Genomic DNA, 22499 nt, shown 5'->3' on the forward strand with positions numbered 1-22499 from the left:
TCGCGGGCAGCGATGAGGGCGTGAAATACCTGGTACGGGACAAAATGCTGGCCATCGGGGACGACTACTGGATCGAGGACGAGGACGGCCGGCACGCCTTCCTCATGGACGGGAAGGCCCTGCGGTTCCGGGACACCCTGGAGCTGAAGGACCCCGACGGGCGGATCCTCATCACGCTGCGGGAGAAGCTCTTCGCCCTGCGCGACGCGATGACGCTGGAGCGCGACGAGCGGCGGCTCGCGGTGATCCGCAAGAAGCGGTTCTCGCTGCTGCGCAACCACTACCTGGTCACGCTCAACGAGGGCACCGAGCTCGATGTCAGCGGGCGGATCCTGGACCGGGAGTTCAAGGTCGAGTACGAGGGGGAGCTGCTCGCGCTGATCTCCCGCCAGTGGTACCGGGTCCGCGAGACGTACGCCGTCGACGTGGTCCGGGAGGACGCCGACGCCTCGCTGCTGGTCGCCGTCGCGGTGTGCGTGATCCGGATGGCGGAGAAGGAGCGGGAGGGTCCGGGCGACGCCTAGGGGGTGTCTTTCGGATCAGGCCGGATCAGTCGCAGTCGCCGATGCCGCAGTCCTTGAGCGGACCGGCGCCGGGGAAGGCCTTCAGCACCTCGCGCAGGGCCTCGCGCAGGGCGGCGCGCTCGGGTCCGGTGAGGCTCTTGTCGTACGTCACCTGCACGCGGGTCACGGGATCGTCGAACGCCTCGTGGACGCCTGTCACTCCGTCCAGCCGGAAGTCCACCTTGGGGAGGCCGTCCTCGCTGTACAGGGAGCCGGTGATGTCCACGGAGTAGGCGTACGAGGGCCTCAGATAGGCGTTGTACGCCAGCGCGCCCGCGGCGGTCAGCGCCAGCGCGGCCACCATCGCGGCGAGTGCGGCGAACGCCCAGGCGACGGCCGGGCTGCGGCGCGGATCGGCCCAGGCGGCCAGCAGCAGGACGATCGCCGACGGAACCACCGGGAAGAAGCCGAAGAAGGCCAGCAGGATCCCGATGACGAGACCGAAGCCGCCGACGGCGATGCACAGCGTCCGGAACGCATCGCGTTCCCTGACGAAGAGGGTCCAGGTGACGGCGACGAGCGGGAGGAGCAGGACCATGCCGAGCGGGGACGTCGCGCAGAAGGCCGTCATGGCGACCATGAGGAGGGTGGCGAGGCCGGCCGTCGAGCGCTGGAGCCAGTGGGCCCGTTCCGCCGGCTTCGGTTCCGCCGGTTCCGGTTCCGCCGGTTCCGGAAGCTCGGCCCACGCCTGCGCCGGTCTCTCGTCCGCCTTCACGTCCGTCATGGCCCGCACCCCGTCCGTGCTCTCGTCGTTCTCGTCCTCGTCCCCCAGGGGCTCCGGGCGAGTAAAGCACGCACGTGACGCGGGCCCTCCGACGGGCTCAGAGGCCGAGACGGCGGTCCTTCAGGGCCGGGAACTGCTCGCGGGTCTCGGCGACCTTCTTGGGGTCCAGGTCCACCGTCAGGACCTCCTCCCCCGGTCCCGCCTCCGCGAGGACCTCGCCCCACGGGTCCACGACCAGGCTGTGCCCGGCCTGTTCCACGCCCCCGTTGCTGCCGGCCGATCCGCACGCGAGGACGTACGACTGGTCCTCGACGGCACGGGCCCGGTTCAGCAGCGTCCAGTGCTCCCGGCGGCGGGCCGGCCAGCCCGCGGAGACGACCAGCGTCGTCGCCCCGGCGTCGACCAGGCCGCGGAACAGCTCCGGGAAGCGCAGGTCGTAGCAGGTGGCGAGGCCCAGGGTCTGCTCCGGCAGGGCGACCGTGGTCAGGGACTCGCCCGCGGACATCATGACGGCCTCGCCCTGGTCGAAGCCGAAGCGGTGGATCTTGCGGTACGTCGCGGCGAGCTCGCCCGTCGGGGAGAGGACGAGCGCGGTGTTGTAGAGCGAGCCGTCGCCCGCGCGCTCCACGAAGGAACCGGCGTGCAGCCAGACCCCGGCGTCGCGGGCGGCCGCGGCCATGGCCGCGTAGGTCGGGCCGTCCAGCGGCTCGGCCTCTGTCTCGAACTGCTCGTAGGCGAAGGCGCCCACGGTCCACAGCTCGGGCAGGACGACGAGGTCCGACCCGGACTGCTCGCGTACGAGGTCGGCGACCCGGGAGCGGCGGGAAACCACCGACTCGCCCTCATTCACCGCGATTTGGATCAGGGAAGCGCGCACAGTACCACCGTCCTGGCTTTCAAGCCGTCAACTCGGGCCTACGATCGTCACACGAAAGCACTGCCGGGGTGCTCACCGGCAGCGTAGTTTTGAAGCCATTGCACAAGCTTCCAGAACGCGCCACTGCACGTAACGCGCCAACAGGCCGATGAACAGCACGCGAGGGGTCCCGTTGACCGTCCATCCGCATCCCAGCCTTCAGCCCTATGCCGACGCGTGGACCCACTCCATCGAGGCGATATCCGAGCTGGTCCTTCCGTTGACGGAAGGCGAGTGGAGCCGGGCGACGCCCTGCCCGAACTGGTCCGTGCGCGACGTCGTGTCCCACGTCATCGGGATCGAGTGCGAGCAGTTGGGCGACCCGCGGCCGATCCACACCCTGCCGCGGGACCTGCGGCACGTGGTCGACGAGTTCTCCCGGTACATGGAAGTGCAGGTCGACGTGCGGCGGCACCACACCGCGCCCGAGATGACCTCCGAGCTGGAGTACACGATCATCCGCCGCTCCCGTCAGCTGCGGAACGAGAAGCGGGATCCGGACACGATCATCCGCGGACCGCTGGGCGAACCGGCCACCCTGGAGCACTCGCTCCGGCTGCGCGCGTTCGACGTGTGGATCCACGAGCAGGATCTGCGGGCGGCCCTGGGGGTACCGGGGAACTGGGACTCGCCGGGGGCCTACGTGGCCAGGGACCTCCTGCTCGCCGGGCTGCCGAAGGTGGTCGCGAAGAAGGCGGGCGCACCCGCGAACTCGGCCGTCGTCATCGACGTGCACGGCGCGCTGGAGTTCATGCGGACCGTACGGGTCGACGCGGAGGGCCGCGGCACCATCGACAAGGCCCCCTCGCTGGGGCCCGCGGTGACGCTGACCCTGGACTGGGAGACGTACGTGCGCCTCGCGGCCGGCCGGGTGCGTGCGCACACCGTCGCCGACCGGGTGAAGGTGGAGGGTGACCCGGCGCTGGCCGAGGCCATCCTGGCCCACTTCTCCGTGACTCCGTGACTCCGTGACCCAGTGACCCCGTAGGCCGGAGGAACCTTGGTGCGGTCGGACCCGGTGGAGGGGGTGGATCGGGTGGACCCGGTGGGCCCGGTGGACCGCGTGCTCGCCGAGCGGATCCCCGCCGACCGGGGCATGGGGGCGATCCTCGCGCAGTACATGCGCTCCCTGGCCGCGCACGGGGAGGAGTGCACGCCCGCCGAGCTGGAGCAGCTGGGCGTCATCGCCCTCGACCTGGCCGGTGCCTGCCTCGCCGGGCGGCCCGGCGCCGGGGACGAGCTGTCCGATGGGGGCCCGACCCGGTCGCTGCCGGCCCGGGTCGACGCCTTCATCGGGCACAACCTCGGCGATCCCGAGCTGAGCCCGTCCGCGGTCGCCGCCCGGCACGGCATATCGCTGCGCCGGCTCCAGCTCCTCTTCCGGGAGCGCGGGGAGAGCGTGGCGGCCGCGATCCGCCGGCGCCGGCTGGAGCGCTGCCGCGAGGACCTCTCCGACCCCGGTCAGCTCACCGTCCCCGTCCACACCGTGGCCCTGCGCTGGGGATTCACCAACGCCTCGGTGTTCAGCCGCCTGTTCCGCGAGACGTACGGGGCCAGCCCGAGCGAGTTCCGCCGCGCGGCGGTGGCCCGGCCCGATCGGGACGACACCCCTGCCCCCTGACCCCCTAAACCACAGCCGGGGCTGTTGCGCGGATTGTCAACGGTCCCTGCACTCAGTGCACACGCGGCCGCGCGGAGCCCTCATAGGCTCGGCACGCGTTGGCCGGAACCCGACTCCGCGGAGTCGACGGACGGACAGGTGGGAAAGGACGGGGGTCTGTCCCACCCCGGCCCGTCCTCCTCGGTGCGGGGGCCTGCGCGCATACCGGGCCGGCACCGGACGTCACCGGGCCGGCCGCGGGTCGGCAGGGGTGCCGACGGGGGTGCCGGCCCCGGCGGCCGCCACGGCGGTGGCGACCGGAACCGGGGCCGGCGGAGGCACCGACTGCGCGGGAAGTACAACCGGCGGTACCGGGGTTCCTCCGCCCGAGCCCGTACCCGAGCCAGAGCCCGTACCCGAGCCCGTACCCACCCGCTCGCGTTCGCGGGCCAGGGCGCGGCCGCGCAGGCGCAGGATCTGGGCGATGCCCAGGAGTTCCAGGACGAAGACCGACGAGAACGCGATGCGGTAGTTGTCCCCGGTGGCGTCGAGCAGCAGGCCCACCACCAGCAGGGTCGTCATCGAGGCGATGAAACCGCCCATGTTGGTGATTCCGGAGGCGGTGCCCTGACGTTCGGCCGGGTTGGCGGGGCGGGCGAAGTCGAAGCCGATCATCGACGCGGGCCCGCACGTGCCCAGCACCAGGCAGAGCGCGATCAGCAGCCACATCGGCGCGTGGTCCCCGGGGTAGGCCAGGACCGAGCCCCACAGCAGCGCGGTCAGGGCGACCGTGCCCAGGGCGAGGGGGATCCGGGAGGACTGCCGGCGGCCGACGATCTGGCCGTAGACCAGGCCGAGCGCCATGTTCGAGGCGACCACCAGCGTGAGCAGCCCGCCCGCGGTGGTCCGCGAGAGCCCCTGGGCCTCGACGAGGAAGGGCATGCCCCACAGCAGCAGGAACACCATCGCCGGGAACTGCGTCGTGAAGTGCACCCACAGGCCGAGCTTGGTGCCGGGCTCCTTCCAGGAGTCGGCGATCTGGCGCCGTACGAAGCCCCCCGCCCCGGTGGCCGCGTGCGGCGCGGGCTCGTGGCCCTCCGGATGGTCACGCAGGAACAGCACGAGCGGGACCAGCACCACCAGGCCCGCCACCGCGCTGCCCGCGAACGCCGGCACCCAGCCGACCCCGTGCAGCACGGGAGCCAGCACCAGCGTGGAGATCAGGTTGCCGGCCATCCCGACCAGGCCGGCCAGCTGCGCCATCAGCGGGCCCCGGCGGGCCGGGAACCAGCGGGTGCCGAGCCGCAGGACGGAGATGAAGGTCATGGCGTCCCCGCAGCCCAGCAGGGCGCGGGCGGCCAGGGCCATCCCGTAGGAGGGGGAGAGCGCGAAGCCGATCTGGCCGGCGGTGAAGAGCACGGCGCCGAGGGTGAGCACCTTCTTGGTGCCGAGCCGGTCCACCATCAGGCCGACGGGTATCTGCATGCCCGCGTAGACCAGCAGCTGGAGCAGGGAGAACGTGGACAGCGCCGAGGCGTTCACGTGGAAGCGGTCGGCGGCCTCCAGCCCGGCCACGCCGAGGCTGGTGCGGAAGATGACCGCCACGAAGTAGACGGCGACGCCGATGGACCAGACGAGCACCGCCTTGCGGCCGCCCGGCGGGTCCCTGAAGACGGAGGCCGCGGGGACGGCCGGGGCGTCGGAGGCCTCGGCGGCGGAGGCGGCGGAGGCGGCGGAGGCGGCGGAGGCGGCGGAGGCGGAGGCGGAGGTCATCGGGAGGACCCCCGCACCAGTTCCCCGACCCGGCGCACGTGGGCCCGTACCGCCGCGGCGGCCGTGTCCGCATCGCCCGCGCGCAGGGCGTCGAGGATCTCCCGGTGCTCGGCCAGCGTCCGCTCCACCCGCTCGGGGTGTGCGTGCAGCAGGGCCACGCCCATGCGGAGCTGGCGGTCGCGCAGTTGGTCGTAGAGGCGGCAGAGGATCTGGTTGCCGGCGCTGCGCACGATCTCCGCGTGGAAGGCGCGGTCGGCGGCCATCATCGCCGCGAGTTCGCCGGCGTCACCGAGCCGGCGCTGCTCCTCGACCAGTTCCGCGAGCCGTTCCAGCAGCCCGGCCGGGGCGGGCACGGCCCGGCGGACGGTGAACTCCTCCACCAGCAGCCGGGTTTCGATCACGTCGGCGATCTCCTGGGCGGAGACGGCGAGGACGAGGGCGCCCTTCTTCGGGTACAGCTTCAGCAGTCCCTCGGTCTCCAGCCGCAGCAGCGCCTCCCGGACCGGTGTGCGCGAGACCCCGACGGCGACCGCGAGCTCGCCTTCGGTCAGCAGCACCCCGCCCTCGTAGCGGCGGTCGAGCACGGCCTGCTTCACGTGTTGGTAGACGCGTTCGGCAGCGGTCACAGTGGTACCGGCGGGTGGCATGCGCACAGCATAGATACAACAGAGGTGCAAGTTGCGCGACGTCCACCATGTGGACCTACGGCACCGTCACCATGTGGACCTCACCGCACTCACCGCACCACGACGTCCAGCACGAACTCGTCGTACGCGGCCTCCTCCGGATACGGCGGCCGGACCTGCGCGAAGCGGATCCGGGCCCGGCCCGCCACCCGCCCCCGTACGACGTACACCCGCTCCACCGTCGCCCCGGGCAGCGGCGGCTCCGCGGCGGGCGGCTCCGGCGTACCCTCCGCCACCGCGACGGCGTCCGTGTCGCCCGTCACCCGCCAGGTCCAGACGTAGCCGCGCGCACCGCGCCCGGTGAGCCGCAGCTCGTACGGCTCGCCGGGCGCGAGCACCACCTCGCGCACCTCCACGCGGACTGCTCCTCTCCCGTGGCGGCCTAGGCCGGACCGATCACCGCCCCCTCGTGCCAGCCGGAGCCGTCGCGCCAGTAGTGCTGGAGCAGGCGGTCGGTGCGCAGGACGATCACCTCCAGGTTGAACCCGAAACTGCCCTGGAGCATCCCGGTGACCGCCAGCACGTCGTGGCCGAAGACGGCGGAGCGCTGCCAGGCGGCGCCGCCCGCGTTGCCGCGCCACCAGTGCTCGACGCGGCCGCCCGGGCCCGTCACGCACAGCTCGTAGTTCCCGGCGGTGTCCTCGTCGGCCGCCCCGTACTGCGCCTCGATCAGGCAGGGCGCGGAGGTGACGCCGGAGCCGAAGATCTCGCCGGGGCGCCACACGAACCCGTTCGGGTCGTCGCGCCACCACAGCTGCATCCGGCCGTCCGTGCGGGTGGCGACCAGGTCGAGGTGGCGGGAGCGGGTCTGGACCAGGGCCGGGCCGAAGTGGGCGATGCCGGAGGCGAAGCGGCCGCCGTCGTTCCAGGTCCAGGGGGCGCCGTTGATCCGCCACCAGTGGTTGAGGCGGCCGTCGGCGGTGCGGACGACCACCTCGAAGTTGCCCGGCGCCCCGTAGTCGCTCTGGATGAAGGCCGGGGTCGATCCGACCGCCGCGTCGCCGGGGCCGAAGGCGCCGCCGTCGCGCCAGGCGCCGCCGAAGTGCTCGTAGTACCAGTGGCGCAGCCGGCCGCCCGGGGTGACGTGCAGCGACTCCATGTTCCGGTTGTACGTGGTCCCCGTGAAGGCGGGCTGGCCCGAGGCGTCGGAGGCGAAGCTCTGGGCGCGGTTCCAGGCGTACGGGGCGTCGCCCTCGCGCCACCAGTGCCGGAGCGGGCCGCCCGCGGAGTCGGCGAGGGCCGCCAGCTCGAAGTTGCGGTGGGCGCGGCCGTTGCCGCTCTCGTAGACGTTGCCGGTGTGCAGGCGGCGCTTGCTCCACGGGTCGATGTTGGTGTCCTGCAGCCCGCACTTCGCCCAGTCGTCGATGCGCGCCTCGCCGTACGCGATCCGGCCGTAGCCGCCCACGTGGTAGCCGGTCCCCCAGGAGTTCTTGAACAGCCAGCAGCCGGCCGCGTCGTCGTAGCCGGTGATCAGGACGCAGTGCCCGCCCGCCAGCCGGTCGCTGGTGCGGTGGTAGACGCCGGAGCCCAGCCCGAAGAAGTCCTCGTACACGTCGAAGCAGGCGGTCAGCGGGCCCACCGTGTCCAGCCAGACCTTCTGCTGCTCCACGTCGCCGAGCCGGACGTACCCGGCGATGCGGACGGTCCGCCCGGAACGGTCCCAGCTCGGGGTGTACTCCGCCCGCCAGGCCTCCCGGCGGTCCACGGGGGTTCCGGGCGGCGGCGGCGAGTACGGCCAGCAGCCCGGGTCCGCGAGTCCGCCGTTGGTCCGGATCCAGTCGAGGGCGGCCTCGGGGCTGCCCGTCTGTCCGCAGCGGGCCTTCAGCCCGTCGTGCACGTCCCCCTCGGACCGCTCGGCCCAGACGTGGTGCTCGATGCGGGCCATCGACTCCACCAGGCCGGCCGCCCCGAACGCCCAGCAGGAACTGCACGGGTTCTGGTCCTTCACCTTGGTGAGCCAGGCGTGCCCCCACCGGCTCCGCCAGTCCACGGCGGACGGCCGGGCGGGGGCCGCGGTTCCCGCGGCCGTGGACCCGGCTGCGTCGGTGGCTGCGTCGGTGGCTGCGCCCGCGCCCGTCGCCGCGAGCAGTCCGTGCGCCCTCCTGCGCCGGGTGAGGTGCGGATTGCCGCTGGCCCGGCCCACGAGGCTCCGCAGGTCCACCGGAGACACCTCCCCGGCAGGGGTGAGACCGGCATCCGCCGTGGCCGCGCCGAGCCCCAGGGCCGGTCTCGGAACGGCGTCCCCGTCACCGAGGTGCTCGCTCACGGACCACAGCGCCCCGCGCGCCGCGAGCAGGGCCCGCAGCTCCCCCGCCGTCTGGACGCGCCCCTCCGACTGCTCCGGCATTCCGGCCCCCCAACGCACCGTACGGATCCGAGCCCCGGGAGCGTCCACCTGCGCGGAGGGCGCGTCAAGGGGGTCCGTACGGTCGCGCGGCGGCACGCCGGTCGCACGGGGATGCGGCCGGGCCTGCGGGCCGCCGGAGGTTCAAGAAGTGCCGTTCATTTGTTCGAGTGTCGATGACCTCGCCAAGCTGGAGGCGATCGGCCGGGCGATGAACGACCCGTCGCCGCGCTACATCGACACCCTGGACCAGTGGGGTCTGGCCGACACGTACGAGGTGTACGCGGAGGTCGCCGCGTACACGGAAATCAAGATCACCCTGTCGGACAAGACCGAGCTCGACGCCGCGCTGAGCGTCCCGCGCGGTCTCGCGCCCGGACAGACCTGTCCCACGATCGTCATGCCCGCCCCGCTGAGCGACCTCGACCGACGGGCCTACCTCGCCACGCCCGCGGGGGAGCGCGACGCGCGGATGGCCGAGGGCGGGGCGCAGTCCGACTGGACCCGCGCCGTCAAGGTCACCGGCGGCGCCGTCCGCGATCGAGTTCAGCTCGCCCGAGGGCTCCGAGTCCTACGCCGACATTCCGCCCGGCACGCTGGACTGACGGACACAGCCGTGAGGGCGGGGTGCCGGGGGATCACCCCGGTGCCCCGCCCTTCCACGTGCGTGGCTCTACTGGACCGGAAGCGGGACCGGGAGCTGCGGGGCCGGGACCGGGAGCTGGGGCAGGCCCGGCAGGCCGAGGCCGGTGAGCAGGGCTACGAGGGCGGCGACCAGGTCGGTCACCACGTCGGTGGCCTTGGCCTTGGCGTCGGTGGAGCAGCCGCAGGGACCGGCGGCCTTGGTGAGCCCGTCGACGGAGCCCTTGAGCTTGTCGATGGCACCGGTGGCCAGGTCGAGCGGGCCGAAGGCGGGCCTGGCCTTGTGGGCGGCGACGGGGAGCGCGGGGGCCGCGACCGGAAGCTTCGGAGCTTCGACGGGCACCGCTGGGGCCGCGACCGGCAGCTTCGGCGCCTCGACGGGGAGCTTCGGCGCGTCCACCGGGAGCGCCGGGGCGTCGACCGGGAGCTTCGGGGCGTCAACGGGCAGCTTGGGCGCCTCCACCGGCAGCTTCGGAGCCTCCACCGGGAGCTCCGGCGGGTCGACCGGGAGCTTGGGGGCGTCCACCGGCGGGAGCGGTACCGGCAGGGCCGGGGTGGCGGGCAGGCTCTTCTTCAGTTCCGCGATCGCCGCGTCGATCTTCTCCTTGAAGGCGGCCAGGTCCGCCTCCGGGAGCTTGCCGTCGGGGGACTTCAGGACGGCCGCCAGCAGATCGGTGACGGGTTTCAGCAGCCCGCCGACTCCGCCGAGCGACTGCACCTGCGCGAGCAGGGCCTCGGTGCCCGGAATGGCCTTCCCGGCCGGGGCCGCCACCTGCTGCTTCGCGGACGACTGCGCGGACGCCGAGGCCAGACCGGGGGACGCGGTCAGGAGGCTCAGGCAGAGGGCGGCGGGGACGGTGTAGCGCGTGATGCGGCGCAAGGGATCTCTCCTGTCGAGGAGCCGCGGCATGGGACGTGCCGAGGCGTGACGTGACATGGGACGTGTCACCAGCCCACTCACCGACACCCCGTCAGGTCCCGCAACCCGAGCCCCGGCACCGCCCGCGAGGACACGCCGCGCAACCGGCCTACGTACGCCCCTGACCTGCGCCTACACCGTCACCCTCGGGCGATGCCCCGTCAGGCGGGCCCCTCCCACCGGATCTCGCCGTCCTCGACCCGGTCCGTGGCGGTGAGTCCGACCCGCGTGGCGACGGCCGCGGATGCGGTGTGGTCGGGGTGCACGTGCGCGATGACGGTGCACACGCCGGCCTCCTTCCCGAGCCACTCGACCATCGCCCGGGTCGCCTCGACGGCGATGCCACGGCGCTGCCAGGGCGTGCCGACGACCCAGGCGGTCTCCGCGGTGTCCCCGGACACGGTCGCCTGGACGGTGCCGGTCAGGCAGTCCTCGGAGTCGAGCCGGACCACCCAGTTGCACCAGGTGACGGCGGGGTCCGGCGAACCGGCGACGAGTCGCGTGTAGCGGGTGCGCAGCTCCGACTCGGTGAGTGGAGTCCCACCGATGAAGGCGTGCAGCTCCGGATCGCCCAGCACGGCCGCCATCTCCGCGGCGTGCGAGGCCTCCAGCGGCAGCAGCGTCAGCCGTCCGGTCCGGATGATCACCCCGCCTGCCCCGCGAAGGCGGCCCACGCGGTGGCGGTGACCCGGATGACGGGCCCGTCCGCCTGCTTGCTGTCCCGGACGGCGACGGTTCCGGCGATGTTGGTCGCCACCTCGACGCACTCCGTGTTGGCTTGGTCGCTGCTGTAACTGGACTTCACGAACTCGTATTCGTTCACGGGCTTACATACCTTTGCTGATGGCATCTATCAGGCTCACGGAGTCGTGCGGCGCAAGACTCAGCCGTGACACCCGGGCAAAGGCCCGGCCGTACGCCTCGTTCGCCTCCGCCCCTTCTGCCCACAGGGTAGATCCGATGGTCTCGGCGTAGCCGACGTCCAGCGCCCCGGGCTCCGCGAACGAGACGATGTTGAACGAACCGTCGACGCCGTGGTGTCGTCCCGCCCGGAAGGGCAGCACCTGCACGTGGACATGCGGCAGCTTCGCCATCTGCACGAGATGGTCCAACTGCGCACGCATCACCTCGATGCTGCCGACCTGGTGGCGCAAAGCGGCTTCCCACAGCACCGCGTGGAACTCCAGTGGCGAGTCGCCCCACAACCGCGCCTGTCGCTTGATCCGCGAGGTCACCAGGGCCTCGATCTCGTCAGGGTGCGACCAGTTGGACGTGACCCCCAACGCCCGTACGTATTCGGGGGTCTGAAGCAGTCCAGGGACCAGCGCGGGATGCCAAGTACGGATGCGTGTGGCGACCTCCTCCATCGCGATGTACTCACCCAGGCCACCCACGATGGGCATGTGATGCCACCAGCCCTTGGCCTTGCGACGCTCACGGTCCAGCTTGGCCAGTGACAGCAGGCTGCGAACCGTCGCCTCGTCCGTCACTCCGTAGAGTGTGCACAAGGCCACGATGTCCGGGTCCCGGAACGGAACCCAGCCTCGCTCCATCTTGGCGACCTTGGCCGCCGTGGCACTCAGCACCTGCGCCGCTTGCGGCTGCGTCAGGCCCGCAGCGTCCCGCAGGCGCAGCAGCTCCCCGCCCAGCCGGCGCGCCAGCACTGTGGATACCCGGTTGTCCGTGGGCACTTGGTCCACCTCCTCGTACCTGAGGCAGTCTTCCCCGCCCGGCCCGAACCGCACAACTACTCCTTGGGGATAGATTTCCCCGCTTTAGCTTGCACCCCTGGCGCGACCCACCCTACGGTCGGTAACGAACTACTCACCGCACAGAGTCAGTTGGCGGAAGCGCACCGGGCTGTCCACGAGACGGCACCGGCATGCCACCGCCCGTACCGGAGGTGCACAGCCATGGAGCGTCACGACGTACGGAACTACCCGCCCCGCCAGGACTCCGTACCCGCCGCCCGCCGGCACACCGCGTGGCTCGCCGTGGCGTGGGGGCGGCCCGAGCTGGCGGCGGACGCGGCGCTGCTGACCAGCGAGCTGACCACCAACGCCCTGCTGCACGGCTCCGTCCGGAACCGCTACTTCCGGGTCGAGGTCCGTCTCACCGGAGCAGTGCTCCGCATCGAGGTCACCGATCCGAAAGGCGAGCGCCGCCCCGAACCGCGAGCGGCAGTCGCCGACTACGACCAGTTCGGGCGCGGGCTGCACATCGTCAAGGCCCTCTCGGCGCACTGGGGGTGCACGGACCGGGTCGTCGGCAAGACGGTATGGGCGGAACTGGCCCACGGAGGGCACAAGATCCCCCGTTAGGCTGATCACATGGATGGGTGGACGGCGCCGAGTTCCATCGAGCGCGAGCTGTACGGGGCCAAGGCGCGCGGGGACTGGGCCGGGTACCTCGACGTCCTCGCCCGGAGCGAGCTGTTCCTCGCGCAGTCCCGGGCACAGGTCGACGCCGATCCCACGCACGCACGCTTCCATCCCACCCCCGACCGGCGCTGCCTCGTCGTCCACACCCGCGGGATGCTGCCCGTCCCCGACCCGCACACCGTGTACCTGCCCCGGTCCCTCGCCTGGTTCGCGAACGCCTGGGACCCCGCGGCCCCGCCGCACCTCGCCGTGAACCCCGGCTCCCCCGCCGAGGCCTACCTCACCACCACCCCCGCCGACCTCGCCCGCTGGCGCGCCCACTGGGACGCCGCCGCCCCGGTCTGGGGGCTCGCCCGCGGAGCCCTGCACTCCCTGCACGTCGGCGGACCGCTGCACGGGCCCGTCGCGCACGGGCTCGCCGTCGGAGCCCACCTCTGCGTGACCAACGGGGAGTTCTGGAACGCCCTCGCCTATCACGGCAACGGCTACACCCGGGAGCGCGAACGCCTGCTCCAGAGCTGGGGCATCACCGACTCCGCGAGCTGGCACGAGGTTCTGCGCGGCCTGCTCGGCGCCGGGATGGTCAGCCCCGTCTGGGAGTTCGCGCTGCGCGTGCGCCGCATCCTCGCCTCCGACTTCGCCGGTCCCGTCGACCTGGAGCACTGGCGGCACGCCGCGGCCACCGCCCTGCGCCGCAGCGCCGAACGGGCCGCCGAACCGCAGCTCACCCCCGAGGGGGTCACCGTCGCCGCGCCCCGGCCCAGCGCCGAGGTGGAGGGCGAAGTGGCCGGCGTACAGCGGCTGATCGGCCGGATCGCCCGCTACGAGCAGCGCTTCCGCGCCGACGGACTGCTCCCCGAGGACGGCTGGGTCCGTTCCGTCGAGGGCTGGGACCACGGCCGCGCCTCCCAGATGGCCCGCTGGGGACTCGGCGCCCGCTACGGCACCCTCGACGAGGCCGAACGCGGCGTACTGGCGGCCGGGGCCGCGGCCCGTGCGGCGTACCGCTCGTGGGAGGAGTTCTCCGCCGGGTACGTGCTGGCGCGGTGCCTGCACTTCGACGAGGAGGAGTTCGGCGAGTGGTACGCGAGCTCACTGGCCTCCCACCTCACCTTGACCACCGACCCCGCCAGCCCCTGGCGCAACATCCCCTGGCGGGCACCCGAAGGGACCACATGACCCGGCAAGAAGCCCTCGTGACGGAGCTCCTGGACGGACGGGCCGCCGCGCGGGACGCGGACGCGTTCAGGCTGGTCTACGCCGAGGCGTTCGCGGAGTCTCCGTACGACGAGACCGAGGAGGACGTCGCCGCCGTCTTCCGCCACTTCCCCGCCCTGACGCGCAGGCCCGCCTTCCGCGCGGCCCTGGCCCGTACCCCCGAGGGCGAGCCGGTCGGCATGGCGTACGGCTGGACGCTCCCGCCCGACGCGGTGTGGTGGGAGGAGCTGACCGAGCCCGTGCCCGCCGCCGTACGGCGCGAGGACGGGCGGCGCACCTTCGGGCTGGTGGAGCTGGCCGTGCGCGCACCGTGGCGCGGGCGGGGTGTCGCGCGGCGTCTGCACGCGACGCTGCTCGACGGCATCGGAACCGAGCGGGTGCTGTTGAACGTGCACCCCGAAGGCCTGGCGGCCTCGGCCGCCTACCGGTCGTGGGGCTACCGCAAGATCGGCGAGGCGCGGCCCCGGAGCGTGGACGCCGACCTGCATGACGTGATGCTGCTCGACCTGCCTACCGTCGCGGGAGCCGCGCGAGGGTGACCGCGCGGAGCAGCCATTCCACCGGGCCGTACCGGTGGCGGGCCATCAGGTACTTGCTGAGGGCGAGTTGGGCTCCGTACAGGGCGAGCGCGCCGGGTACGACGACGGCGGCGCCGAGGCGGTCGTACAGGGCGAGGCCGTAGGCGGTGAAGACGAGGGCCATGACGAGGGACTGGCTCAGGTAGTTCGTCAGGGCCATCCGTCCGGCGGGGGCGAGCAGGGCCGCCGTGCGCGCGCCCCGGGCCGTCCTCATGAAGAGGAGCAGGCCGCAGACGTACGCGGCGGTGAGCGCGGGCGCGGTGACCATCCCCACGACCGTGCCGAGGAGCGTCCACCGGGGACCGAGCGCGCCGCCGGCCGCCGCGGCCATGAAGAGGCTGCCGGGCAGGCCGACGGCGGTACCGAGCACACAGACGCGGCGCAGCCGGGCCCGGTCCTGGCCGAGGTCGGCGAGGAGCCGCAGCTTGCCGCAGTACAGGCCGGTCAGGAAGGCCGCCAGGACGAAGCCGCCCATCATCGGTACGGCGAGCAGCGCGTCGGGCAGCTGCTCGAGGTTGGCCCGCACGACGGACGCCGCGTCACCGCGGTAGTCGGCGACCAGTCCGGCGAATCCGGCGGTGAGCCCGGCGTCCGCCTCGGCCGTCTCGGCGTCCGGCAGGAACAGGGAGCCCAGCCCCAGGAGGAGCAGCAGGCCGCTCGCGCAGCCGTACACGATCCGGGCCGCGACCAGGGCCGCCCGGGGCGCGCAGTCGCGTGCGGCGACCAGGACCAGGCCGATCAGCGCGTAGGTCATGAGGATGTCGCCGGTGTACAGCAGGACGGCGTGCAGGACGCCCAGGGCGAGCAGGCCGAACGAGCGGCGGAGCATCCGGGGAACGGCGCGCGCGCCGTCGCGTGCGGCGGAGGCCTGCTGGAGGGTGAAGCTGTAGCCGAAGAGGAACGAGAACATCAGGTAGAACTTGCCGACCGCGAAGGTCTGCACGAGCCCCTCGGCGGCCCGGTCGAGGGCGGAGGCGTCCGGATCGACGACGCCCCCGGTGCCGTACGGACCGGCCATCATCAGCGCGTTGACCAGCAGGATGCCCAGGAGGGCGAAGCCGCGCAGGGCGTCGACCTCCGGTATTCGCACGGGCCGGCCGGCTCGTACGTGCTCCGGCTTCTCGGCGTGCTCCGGCTTCTCGGCGTGCTCCGGCTTCTCGGCGTGCTCTGCCGTCGCGTCCACGGCTTCCCCCCAGGTGGTCGTCCTGGGGAGACGTTAGCCCGGCGGGGCTCAGGCGGCCGAGCCGATGCGTGCCGCGCGGGCCTTGCCCTTCGCGTCCGCGTCCGCGAGGGCCTGCGCGTACGAGGCCTCCGCGAGGGGGATGAGTCCGGCCATCGCCGGGACGGACGTGGCCAGGGTCAGCTCGGGGACGATGAAGTCGACCTCGGCGCCGAACATCTCGGTCAGCACGCCGGCCAGGTAGTTCTGCACGTACTCCATGCCCTCGCGCGGGGTGCCCGGCGCGTAGGAGCCGCCGCGGCTGGCGACGACGGTGACCGGCAGGCCCTTGAGGGGCGAGTCGGGGCCCGCGGTGCGGCCCATCACGATGACCTGGTCCAGCCAGGCCTTCAGGGTGGAGGGGATCGAGAAGTTGTACATCGGGGCGCCGATCAGCACGGCGTCCGCCTGCTCCAGCTCCGCCACCAGCTTCAGCCGCTCGGCGAAGGCCGCGGCCTGCTCGGGGCTGTGGGTGGAGGGGTCGGCGAAGGCTGCGGACCAGGCGGCGCCGTCGAGGTGCGGGACGGGGTCGGCGGCCAGGTCGCGGTAGACGACCGTGCCCTCGGGGTGCTGCTCCTCCCAGGCCTTGCGGAACGCGGCGGTCACCGCACGCGAGGCGGAAGCACCAGGACACCGGGGCGTGCAGCCGGGTGAGCGACGGCATCACCCAGGTCTTCGGGCTGCTCGGGAAGCGCTGGACGGGCGTGATCCTGGCCTCGCTGATGGAGGGCCCGGTGCACTTCGCGGACCTGCGCCGGTCCATCTCCGGCATCAGCGAGCGCATGCTGTCCGACCGCCTGGTCGAGCTCGCGGCGGCCGGCCTCGTCCTGCGCGAGGTCGACGAGGGCCCGCCCCTGCGGGTCGCCTACCGGCTGACCGAGCGGGGCGCCGCGCTCAAGCCCGCGCTCACGGAGCTGGGCGAGTGGGCGGAGAAGTGCCTGCTCAAGGGCGAGGACTCCTGCTGACCGGGCGTCCCGCACCGGCCGACCTGCCCTAGTCGGCCCGCGTCCGCGGTAAATCCGAGGCGAGCCCCCGCTCGCCCCAATTACCGTTCCCCACATGACTCTTGTGCTGAACGACACCGTACGAAAGCTGCTCGACGCCCCGCATCCGGCGGTGCTCGCCACGCTCAACCCCGACGGCAGCCCGCAGAGTTCGGTCGTGTGGGTGACCCGGGACGGGGACGAGATCCTGATCTCCACCGAGCGCGGCCGCCGCAAGGAGCGCAACATCGCGCGGGACGCCAGGATCGGCCTCACCGTCTTCGACCTGGCCAACCCCTTCCTCTACGCCGAGATCCGCGGCACCGCCACCGTCACCGAGGACACCGGCCGGGCCGTCGCCGTCCGCATCGCCGAGGAGTACCAGGGCCCGGGAGCGGGCGAGGAGTACGCGAACGCCCCGGCCGAGGAGGTCCGGGTCGTCGTACGCCTCACCCCGGCCAAGGTGCTCGGCAACGCGGCCCGCTGACCCCCGGGCCGGAGCCCGCGGCCGAACCCCCTGCCGGAGCCCCTACGGAAGCCCCGGCCGGACCGCCCTCCAGGCGTCCACGGCCACCGCCAGGGGGTCGGTCGGCGCGAGGTACGGCCGGGCCGGTTCCGTGCAGCGGATCAGGTTCTTGATGCGGCGCAGCCGGAGGATGTCGGGGCGCGGCAGCTCCCGCCAGACCCGGGCCTGCGCCGCCGCCTGGGCCGGGGTCAGCTCGAAGCGGGCCAGTACGTCCCGGCACAGGGCGGCGGGGTCCCGGTCGGGATCCCCGTCCTCGCCGGGCCCGAAGCACCGGATCAAGTAGCTGCGTACGTACGGCCGTTCCTCCGACCGCTCCGAGCGCTCGATGGCGGCCAGCGCGACCCGGCCCCAGCGCAGCCGCACCCGGTCGGGCAGCTCCTCGCCCTGCATCCGGCTCGTCGCCAGGGACCGCAGCTGCTCCGGATGCGGCTCCTCCAGCAGCGGGGGCCCGGTGGCCAGCCACTCCTCCAGGTCGGCCAGCGCGTGCCCGTCCGGCGGTACGTACGTCAGCACCTGCCCGCGCGCGAGCAGCGCGACCACGGGCCCCGTGAGGTGCACCTTCGCCACGTGCCCCGCGTCGAAGGACCCGACGGTGCGCCCGTACCGCTCGATCCCCCGCAGCCTGGTCCGCAGCTCGCCGGCCGCGTACGCCTGCCCGGCCCGCGCCACTCCCCCGATGCACCGCACCACGCACACCCCGCCCGTGACGTCGGCCGCCTCGACGGCACACACCTGCAACTCCGCGATGGACACCCCGTCCCACCCCTCTCCCGGCGGGGAGGTTACCCCTCGCGTCAGCGCCAGGTGTTGGTGTCGGTGATCTCGCCCGTCTCCAGGTCGATGCGGCCCTGGAAGTCGCCCGCGTTGCGCGTGACCATGATGAGGAGGGGCCGTCCGTCCTGCGGCATGGCGAAGTAGAAGCCGTGCACGTCGGACGGGGTGCGGAGCAGATCGTGCGGCGGGTGCAGACGGAACCGCTCCGAGCCGTCGGCCTCGTAGACCACGGCGTTGTCCGACGGGGTGAAGGGTGCGGAGTCGCACTCCTCCACCACCAGGACCAGCGTCTCGCCACGTTCCCGCCACGCCATGACGGACTGGGGCGGGACCTCGTACGCCTTCTCCACGTCCCCCGCCGGACCGCTCCACCGGACCGTGGTGTCCCCCGGGTTCCAGTCGACCATCAGGGCGGTCTCCGCGCCGCCGCCCACGGACAGCTCGCCCTGCCAGGCCTCCGGCTTCACGAGCACCGGGTTGGCCACTGTCCGCGCGCCCGCCACGAAGGCGAGCCACCGCAGGTCCTCCCAGGCGAAGGAGGGCTCGCCCCAGGTGTCCACCCAGAGCCGCAGCACCCCGTTCCCCGTGGGCGCGGCCGTCAGGTCCCACCAGGCCCAGCCGCGGACCTCCACGTCGGGGTCGAAGCGTGAGAGCCAGTTCTGCAGCGCCCAGGGCGCGCCGCCGGTCCACTCGGTGTAGCGGTCGCGCCCCTCGGCCGCGAAGGGCTCCGGGGAACCTCCGCCCCGGCAGACGGCGGAGAACCAGCCCGGGACGGTGCCGACGGGCAGGTCGTCGTCTGCGTCGAAGTCCTCCGTGGCGGCGATGTGCAGGACGGCGTCCAGGACCCCGCGCAGTCTGCTCGCGTACCGCGCCGGGTTCCCGTCCACGGCCAGTTCGACATGGGCCAGGACCGGCGGCGCGGCAGCGGACTCCGGCCGGAGGGAGGTCCGGGACCGCTCTGCTTCGAGGTGTTCGATGGGGTGCAGCATGCACCCCATCCTCGCTCCTCGCCCCTCTGACGGCCCCGCGGTTACCAGCTGCTGCCGATCTGGGTGCGGTTGCCGAGGCCGCCGGTGCCGTTGCCCGGGTAGAAGTACAGGGCGCCGGGCTCGTCCGCGGGGGCCTGGACGGCGTCCAGGTCGCCCTTGCCGTCGCCGTTGAAGTCGGCGCCCACCAGCTGCCGCATGCTGTTCCAGTTCGTGCCGAGCTGGGCGCGGGAGCCGAGGCTGCTCATCCCGTTCAAGGCGCCCGTGGAGGGGTACTTCCAGAGCACCCCGGCCGCGTCGATGGCCACGAGGTCGCGCTTGCCGTCCGCGTCGAGGTCACCGGGGACCGTCAGCTCGGTCATCCCGCCCCAGCCCGAACCGATCTGGGTGCGCGCACCCAGCGTGCTGCTGCCGTTCAGGGAACCGGTGCCGGGGTAGGTCCACAGTGCGCCGCTGCCGTCGAGGGCCAGCAGGTCCGCCTTGCCGTCCTTGTTCACGTCCAGCGCGGTCAGCTCGCGCATCGCGCCCCACCCGGAACCGATCTGCGTGCGGGCGCCCAGCGTGCTCATGCCGGCCGCGTTCCCCGAGCCCGGGTACAGGTACAGGTTTCCCGAGGCGCTCTCCACCGCCATCAGGTCCGGCTTCCCGTCCCCCGTGTAGTCCGCAGTCGTGAGCTCGCTCATCGCGCCCCAGCCCGCACCGATCTGGATCCGGTCGCCGAGCCCGCCGGCGCCGTTGCCGGGGTACAGCCACAGCGATCCCGTCGTGCTCTCCACGCTGGTGACGTCCTGCTTCCCGTCACCCGTGAAGTCCGCCGCGGCCAGCCGCGTCATCCCCGGTCCGGGCTTGGGCCAGGGGGTGTTGATGACGGTGCGGTCGCCGGGGGCTTCGCTGACGATCCAGAGCTGGTCGGTGCCCGGCCAGTAGGACATGTTCTCCGGGTTCACCTGGGTCCGCGTGACGAGGCGTACGGGCTCACCCGGGCGGGTGTCGTAGAGGCAGCCGGCGTACTGGCGGATGTTGTTCTGGTCCGGCTGGTGCGCCGCGGGGACGAACTCCGGGCAGGCGCCCGCGAGGACGAGCCGGCCGTTGTTCATGGCGACGCCCTGGATGCCGCCCATCGGCGAGGCGAAGGCCTCCGCGGCCTGCACGCGGCCCGCCGCGTCGGCCTTGAGCACGCCGGTGGCGGGGTCGATGGGCCAGCGGACGACGGGGGCGGACGCCTTCCCGAAGTCGGCTTCGACCTTGCCGGGATCACCCTCCGCGGTGACCAGCGCGGGCTGGGCGCCGGTGAGGTCGAGCGAGCCGGAGGTGATGCACGGGCGCTGGGGGACGCCGGCGTAGCTGCCGCAGCCGGTGCCCTGGCCGGTGTACGCGTAGCTGCCCTGGCGCGGCAGGACGTAGGCGTGCCCCGCGCCCCGGGCCTTGCCGTCGGTGCCGATGCCGAAGGCCGTGCCGGTGGTGACGTCCATCTTCCAGATGTCGTTGAGGTCGAAGACGTCGAAGCCGCTGCCGATGGAAGCGACGTAGAGCTTGCTGCCGGCCCAGACGACCGCGTTGGCGTGACCTCCGAGGATCGGGGTGAAGTTGTCGCCCGCGCTGTTCAGGGCGGCGAGCTGGATGTGCCGGTACGTGACGTCGGCGGGGTCGGTGACGTCGGCCAGGGTGATGCGCTCGGTGCCGGAGGCCCCGTACCAGCCGGTGATGAGCACCTTGCGGCCCCCCACGACGGCCGCCGACTTCGCGGATTCGCCGGAGCCGGTGAGGCCCTGGGGGACCCAGGACCCGGCGTCGTCGGCGGTGTTCCAGCAGAAGCCCTGGGCGCCCGCGACGTTGGTCGGGTGGCACAGGCCCCGCCCGGTGCTGAGGCCAGAGGTATCGGCGAGCACGTCGGCGGCCTTGGCCCGCTTGAGCGCCGGGTGTGCGGCTTCGAAGGCCGCGATCCGGTCCGCCTCGCGGCCGTTGTCCGACTGGAGCCCCATGCCGGTGGTGCTGAGGGGGGTGACCTTGTTGGGGGTGGCGATCGCTCCGTCGGGGACGGTGGCGGCGTTCGCCGGGGTGCTGCTCAGGCAGGCGAGCGCCAGGGCGGCCGCGACCACGGCGCCTAGCGCGGAAGTGCGGGTGCGGGGTCGGAGGGCCATGGTGGCGCTCGTCCTTTCGGGAGTGCGGGCGGGCTGCGGAGGAAGGCTGACGGGCTGGCTTACGGGGGCGGAAGGGGGCCGGGCCGCCACCGCACTCGGGGTGCGGTGGCGGCCCGGAGGCGCGAAGGCCGTGCGGCGGGGGCCGACTACCAGCCGGAGCCGATCTGGACGCGGGCGCCGAGGGTGTTCAGGCCGTTGAGCGCACCGGTGCCGGGGTAGCTGTAGAACTTGCCGGTGTTGCCCTCGTTCGCCTCGACGGCGTCCACGTCGCCGATGCCGTCGTTGTTGAAGTCACCGCTGACCAGGTTGGTCATGGCGTTCCAGCCGGAGCCGATCTGGACGCGGCCGCCGAGGGTGCTCATGCCGTTGAAGGCACCGGTGCCCGGGTAGGCGTAGAGGTTGCCGGTCGCGACCTCGCGGGCCACGATGTCGTCCTTGCCGTCCTTGTTCAGGTCGCCGGGGCTGACGATCTCGTCCATGGCGTTCCAGCCGGAGCCGATCTGGACGCGGTCGTTGAAGCCGCCGTTGCCGTTGCTCGGGTAGGCGAACAGCTTGCCGTCGGCGGCCACCGCGAGCAGGTCGGTCTTGCCGTCCTTGTTGACGTCGGCGCCCGCCAGGTCGTGCATGGTGTCCCAGCCGGTGCCGGCCTGGATCCGGGCACCGAAGGTGCCGTCACCGTTGCCGGGGTAGATCCACAGCTTGCCGTCGGCGTCGACGGCCGCGATGTCGCGGTGGGCGTCGGAGGTGAACTTGCCGGAGGTCAGCTCGCTCATCGAGCCCCAGCCGGTGCCGATCTGGACCCGTGCACCGAGCTGCCCGCCGCTGGTACCGGGGTAGTAGAAGAGCTTGCCGCTCGCGGACTCGACGGCGATGACGTCGGCCACGGCGCTGCCGCCGAAGTTTCCGCCGGTCAGGTCGGTCATGCCGGCGTCGGGGGCCGTCGGAGTGCCCTCGATGATCTTGTTGTAGCGGTAGCCCTTGAAGTTCGCCACGTTGATGTAGTCACGGGTGTAGGTGTTCTTCCGGGCGGTCAGGCCCGACCTCGGCTCCTCGATGATGTTGGCCACGGTGTGGCTCGCATCGGTCCAGCCGGTGAAGAGCACGACGTGCTGGTCGATGTTGTTGAGCGCGTCACCCGGCTGGAGGTCGTCCAGGTCGGCGAGCCGGGTGGAGACCTGCGGGAGCGTCCAGGTGGTGAGGCTGCTGCCGAGGTGCCAGGCCAGGGAGACCAGGCCCGAGCAGTCGGCGCGGTAGGGACGGCCGAGCGAGTCCGGAACCCAGGTGGTCTGGCTGTACGGGACCTTCTGGTCGACCCAGTACTGGGCCCGGGACAGGACCTCGGCGCGGGAGATGCTGCCGTTGACGGAGGAGCTGGTGGCGGCCACCGGTGCGGCGGACAGCGAGGTGGGGGCCGTGTCACCGGGGGCGACGTTGACCGCCGTGACGGCTGCTGCGGCGACGAGCGTGGCGATGGCGGAGGTCTTCAGGGCGCGGCGGATGACAGACACGAGGTCTCCTCGGGGTGG

24 protein-coding genes are annotated in these 22499 nt (G+C 72.8%); 8 read left to right on the top strand and 16 right to left on the bottom strand.

Going from position 1 to position 22499, the window contains the following annotated elements; translation table 11 throughout:
- Positions 1-20 precede the first annotated feature (20 nt).
- On the top strand, positions 21-524 hold the full coding sequence (locus tag OG898_RS11465; protein WP_250738796.1) for an LURP-one-related/scramblase family protein: 504 nt from the start codon (positions 21-23) through the stop codon (positions 522-524).
- A gap of 25 nt (positions 525-549) precedes the next feature.
- Here OG898_RS11465 and OG898_RS11470 read toward each other — a convergent pair whose 3' ends face one another.
- Together OG898_RS11470 and OG898_RS11475 are read right to left on the bottom strand one after the other, a co-directional pair.
- Positions 550-1287 (bottom strand): hypothetical protein, encoded by a 738-nt coding sequence (locus OG898_RS11470; protein ID WP_266956597.1) that lies wholly within the window; start codon positions 1285-1287, stop codon positions 550-552.
- A gap of 97 nt (positions 1288-1384) precedes the next feature.
- Entirely contained in the window at positions 1385-2164 is a 780-nt protein-coding gene (locus OG898_RS11475) for a carbon-nitrogen family hydrolase (protein WP_250738794.1), read from the bottom strand.
- Between the two features lie 172 nt (positions 2165-2336).
- Between OG898_RS11475 and OG898_RS11480 the strand changes: the two genes are divergently transcribed.
- Both OG898_RS11480 and OG898_RS11485 read left to right on the top strand, forming a co-directional pair.
- Entirely contained in the window at positions 2337-3167 is an 831-nt protein-coding gene (locus OG898_RS11480) for a maleylpyruvate isomerase family mycothiol-dependent enzyme (RefSeq protein WP_250738793.1), read from the top strand.
- Between the two features lie 39 nt (positions 3168-3206).
- Positions 3207-3824: a helix-turn-helix domain-containing protein gene (locus OG898_RS11485; protein ID WP_266956600.1), complete on the top strand. Its 618-nt coding sequence runs from the start codon at positions 3207-3209 to the stop codon at positions 3822-3824.
- Positions 3825-4046: 222 nt separating this feature from the next.
- Here OG898_RS11485 and OG898_RS11490 read toward each other — a convergent pair whose 3' ends face one another.
- The 8 genes from OG898_RS11490 to OG898_RS11525 form a co-directional block, all read right to left on the bottom strand.
- Positions 4047-5576 (bottom strand): nitrate/nitrite transporter, encoded by a 1530-nt coding sequence (locus OG898_RS11490; RefSeq protein WP_266956602.1) that lies wholly within the window; start codon positions 5574-5576, stop codon positions 4047-4049.
- Positions 5573-6223 carry a GntR family transcriptional regulator gene (locus OG898_RS11495; RefSeq protein WP_266956604.1) on the bottom strand — a complete coding sequence of 217 codons (651 nt, stop codon included), beginning with the start codon at positions 6221-6223 and terminating at the stop codon, positions 5573-5575. Before OG898_RS11495 ends, OG898_RS11490 begins: the two co-directional genes overlap by 4 nt.
- Positions 6224-6312: 89 nt before the next feature.
- Complete coding sequence (locus OG898_RS11500; RefSeq protein ID WP_266956606.1) at positions 6313-6618, bottom strand: protease inhibitor I42 family protein; 306 nt, start codon at positions 6616-6618, stop codon at positions 6313-6315.
- A 26-nt stretch (positions 6619-6644) separates the two neighbouring features.
- Positions 6645-8609: a C1 family peptidase gene (locus OG898_RS11505; RefSeq protein WP_266956608.1), complete on the bottom strand. Its 1965-nt coding sequence runs from the start codon at positions 8607-8609 to the stop codon at positions 6645-6647.
- Positions 8610-9279: 670 nt separating this feature from the next.
- Positions 9280-10128 (bottom strand): hypothetical protein, encoded by an 849-nt coding sequence (locus tag OG898_RS11510; protein WP_266956610.1) that lies wholly within the window; start codon positions 10126-10128, stop codon positions 9280-9282.
- A gap of 200 nt (positions 10129-10328) precedes the next feature.
- Positions 10329-10814, bottom strand: a complete 486-nt coding sequence (locus tag OG898_RS11515; RefSeq protein WP_266956612.1) for a GNAT family N-acetyltransferase — start codon at positions 10812-10814, stop codon at positions 10329-10331.
- Entirely contained in the window at positions 10811-10990 is a 180-nt protein-coding gene (locus OG898_RS11520; protein ID WP_250738786.1) for a DUF397 domain-containing protein, read from the bottom strand. The genes OG898_RS11515 and OG898_RS11520 overlap by 4 nt, the downstream gene beginning before the upstream one ends.
- A gap of 4 nt (positions 10991-10994) precedes the next feature.
- Complete coding sequence (locus tag OG898_RS11525) at positions 10995-11858, bottom strand: helix-turn-helix transcriptional regulator (RefSeq protein WP_250738785.1); 864 nt, start codon at positions 11856-11858, stop codon at positions 10995-10997.
- A 222-nt stretch (positions 11859-12080) separates the two neighbouring features.
- Between OG898_RS11525 and OG898_RS11530 the strand changes: the two genes are divergently transcribed.
- Genes OG898_RS11530 through OG898_RS11540 form a run of 3 tightly spaced genes read left to right on the top strand, consistent with a single transcriptional unit; the run spans position 12081 to position 14305 of the window.
- Positions 12081-12488, top strand: coding sequence for an ATP-binding protein (locus OG898_RS11530; RefSeq protein WP_266956614.1), 408 nt, complete (start codon positions 12081-12083; stop codon positions 12486-12488).
- A gap of 9 nt (positions 12489-12497) precedes the next feature.
- Positions 12498-13727 carry a DUF1266 domain-containing protein gene (locus tag OG898_RS11535; RefSeq protein ID WP_266956616.1) on the top strand — a complete coding sequence of 410 codons (1230 nt, stop codon included), beginning with the start codon at positions 12498-12500 and terminating at the stop codon, positions 13725-13727.
- The gene (locus OG898_RS11540; RefSeq protein WP_266956618.1) at positions 13724-14305 is read left to right on the top strand and encodes a GNAT family N-acetyltransferase; all 582 of its coding nucleotides are present in this window, start codon (positions 13724-13726) and stop codon (positions 14303-14305) included. The genes OG898_RS11535 and OG898_RS11540 overlap by 4 nt, the downstream gene beginning before the upstream one ends.
- Here the strand turns inward: OG898_RS11540 and OG898_RS11545 are convergent.
- Both OG898_RS11545 and OG898_RS11550 read right to left on the bottom strand, forming a co-directional pair.
- Positions 14277-15527 carry a DUF418 domain-containing protein gene (locus OG898_RS11545; RefSeq protein ID WP_266956620.1) on the bottom strand — a complete coding sequence of 417 codons (1251 nt, stop codon included), beginning with the start codon at positions 15525-15527 and terminating at the stop codon, positions 14277-14279. The two genes, OG898_RS11540 and OG898_RS11545, sit on opposite strands and share 29 nt — an antisense overlap.
- A gap of 48 nt (positions 15528-15575) precedes the next feature.
- On the bottom strand, positions 15576-16169 hold the full coding sequence (locus OG898_RS11550; RefSeq protein ID WP_266956622.1) for an FMN-dependent NADH-azoreductase: 594 nt from the start codon (positions 16167-16169) through the stop codon (positions 15576-15578).
- 44 nt (positions 16170-16213) lie between these two features.
- Here OG898_RS11550 and OG898_RS11555 point away from each other — a divergent pair, with 44 nt between their 5' ends.
- Both OG898_RS11555 and OG898_RS11560 read left to right on the top strand, forming a co-directional pair.
- Positions 16214-16528 (top strand): helix-turn-helix domain-containing protein, encoded by a 315-nt coding sequence (locus tag OG898_RS11555; protein WP_266956624.1) that lies wholly within the window; start codon positions 16214-16216, stop codon positions 16526-16528.
- Between the two features lie 94 nt (positions 16529-16622).
- On the top strand, positions 16623-17033 hold the full coding sequence (locus OG898_RS11560) for a PPOX class F420-dependent oxidoreductase (protein WP_250738778.1): 411 nt from the start codon (positions 16623-16625) through the stop codon (positions 17031-17033).
- A gap of 42 nt (positions 17034-17075) precedes the next feature.
- On the opposite strand, the gene OG898_RS11565 is transcribed toward OG898_RS11560, so the two are convergent.
- The 4 genes from OG898_RS11565 to OG898_RS11580 form a co-directional block, all read right to left on the bottom strand.
- Positions 17076-17825, bottom strand: coding sequence for a hypothetical protein (locus OG898_RS11565; protein WP_266956626.1), 750 nt, complete (start codon positions 17823-17825; stop codon positions 17076-17078).
- 41 nt (positions 17826-17866) lie between these two features.
- Positions 17867-18835 (bottom strand): hypothetical protein, encoded by a 969-nt coding sequence (locus tag OG898_RS11570; protein ID WP_266956628.1) that lies wholly within the window; start codon positions 18833-18835, stop codon positions 17867-17869.
- 41 nt (positions 18836-18876) lie between these two features.
- Positions 18877-20973: a VCBS repeat-containing protein gene (locus OG898_RS11575; RefSeq protein ID WP_250738775.1), complete on the bottom strand. Its 2097-nt coding sequence runs from the start codon at positions 20971-20973 to the stop codon at positions 18877-18879.
- A gap of 146 nt (positions 20974-21119) precedes the next feature.
- Entirely contained in the window at positions 21120-22481 is a 1362-nt protein-coding gene (locus tag OG898_RS11580; protein WP_250738774.1) for a VCBS repeat-containing protein, read from the bottom strand.
- Positions 22482-22499 lie beyond the last annotated feature (18 nt).

The organism is Streptomyces sp. NBC_00193 (assembly GCF_026342735.1).
In the GTDB taxonomy this organism is placed as follows: Bacteria; Actinomycetota; Actinomycetes; order Streptomycetales; family Streptomycetaceae; genus Streptomyces; species Streptomyces stoeckheimensis.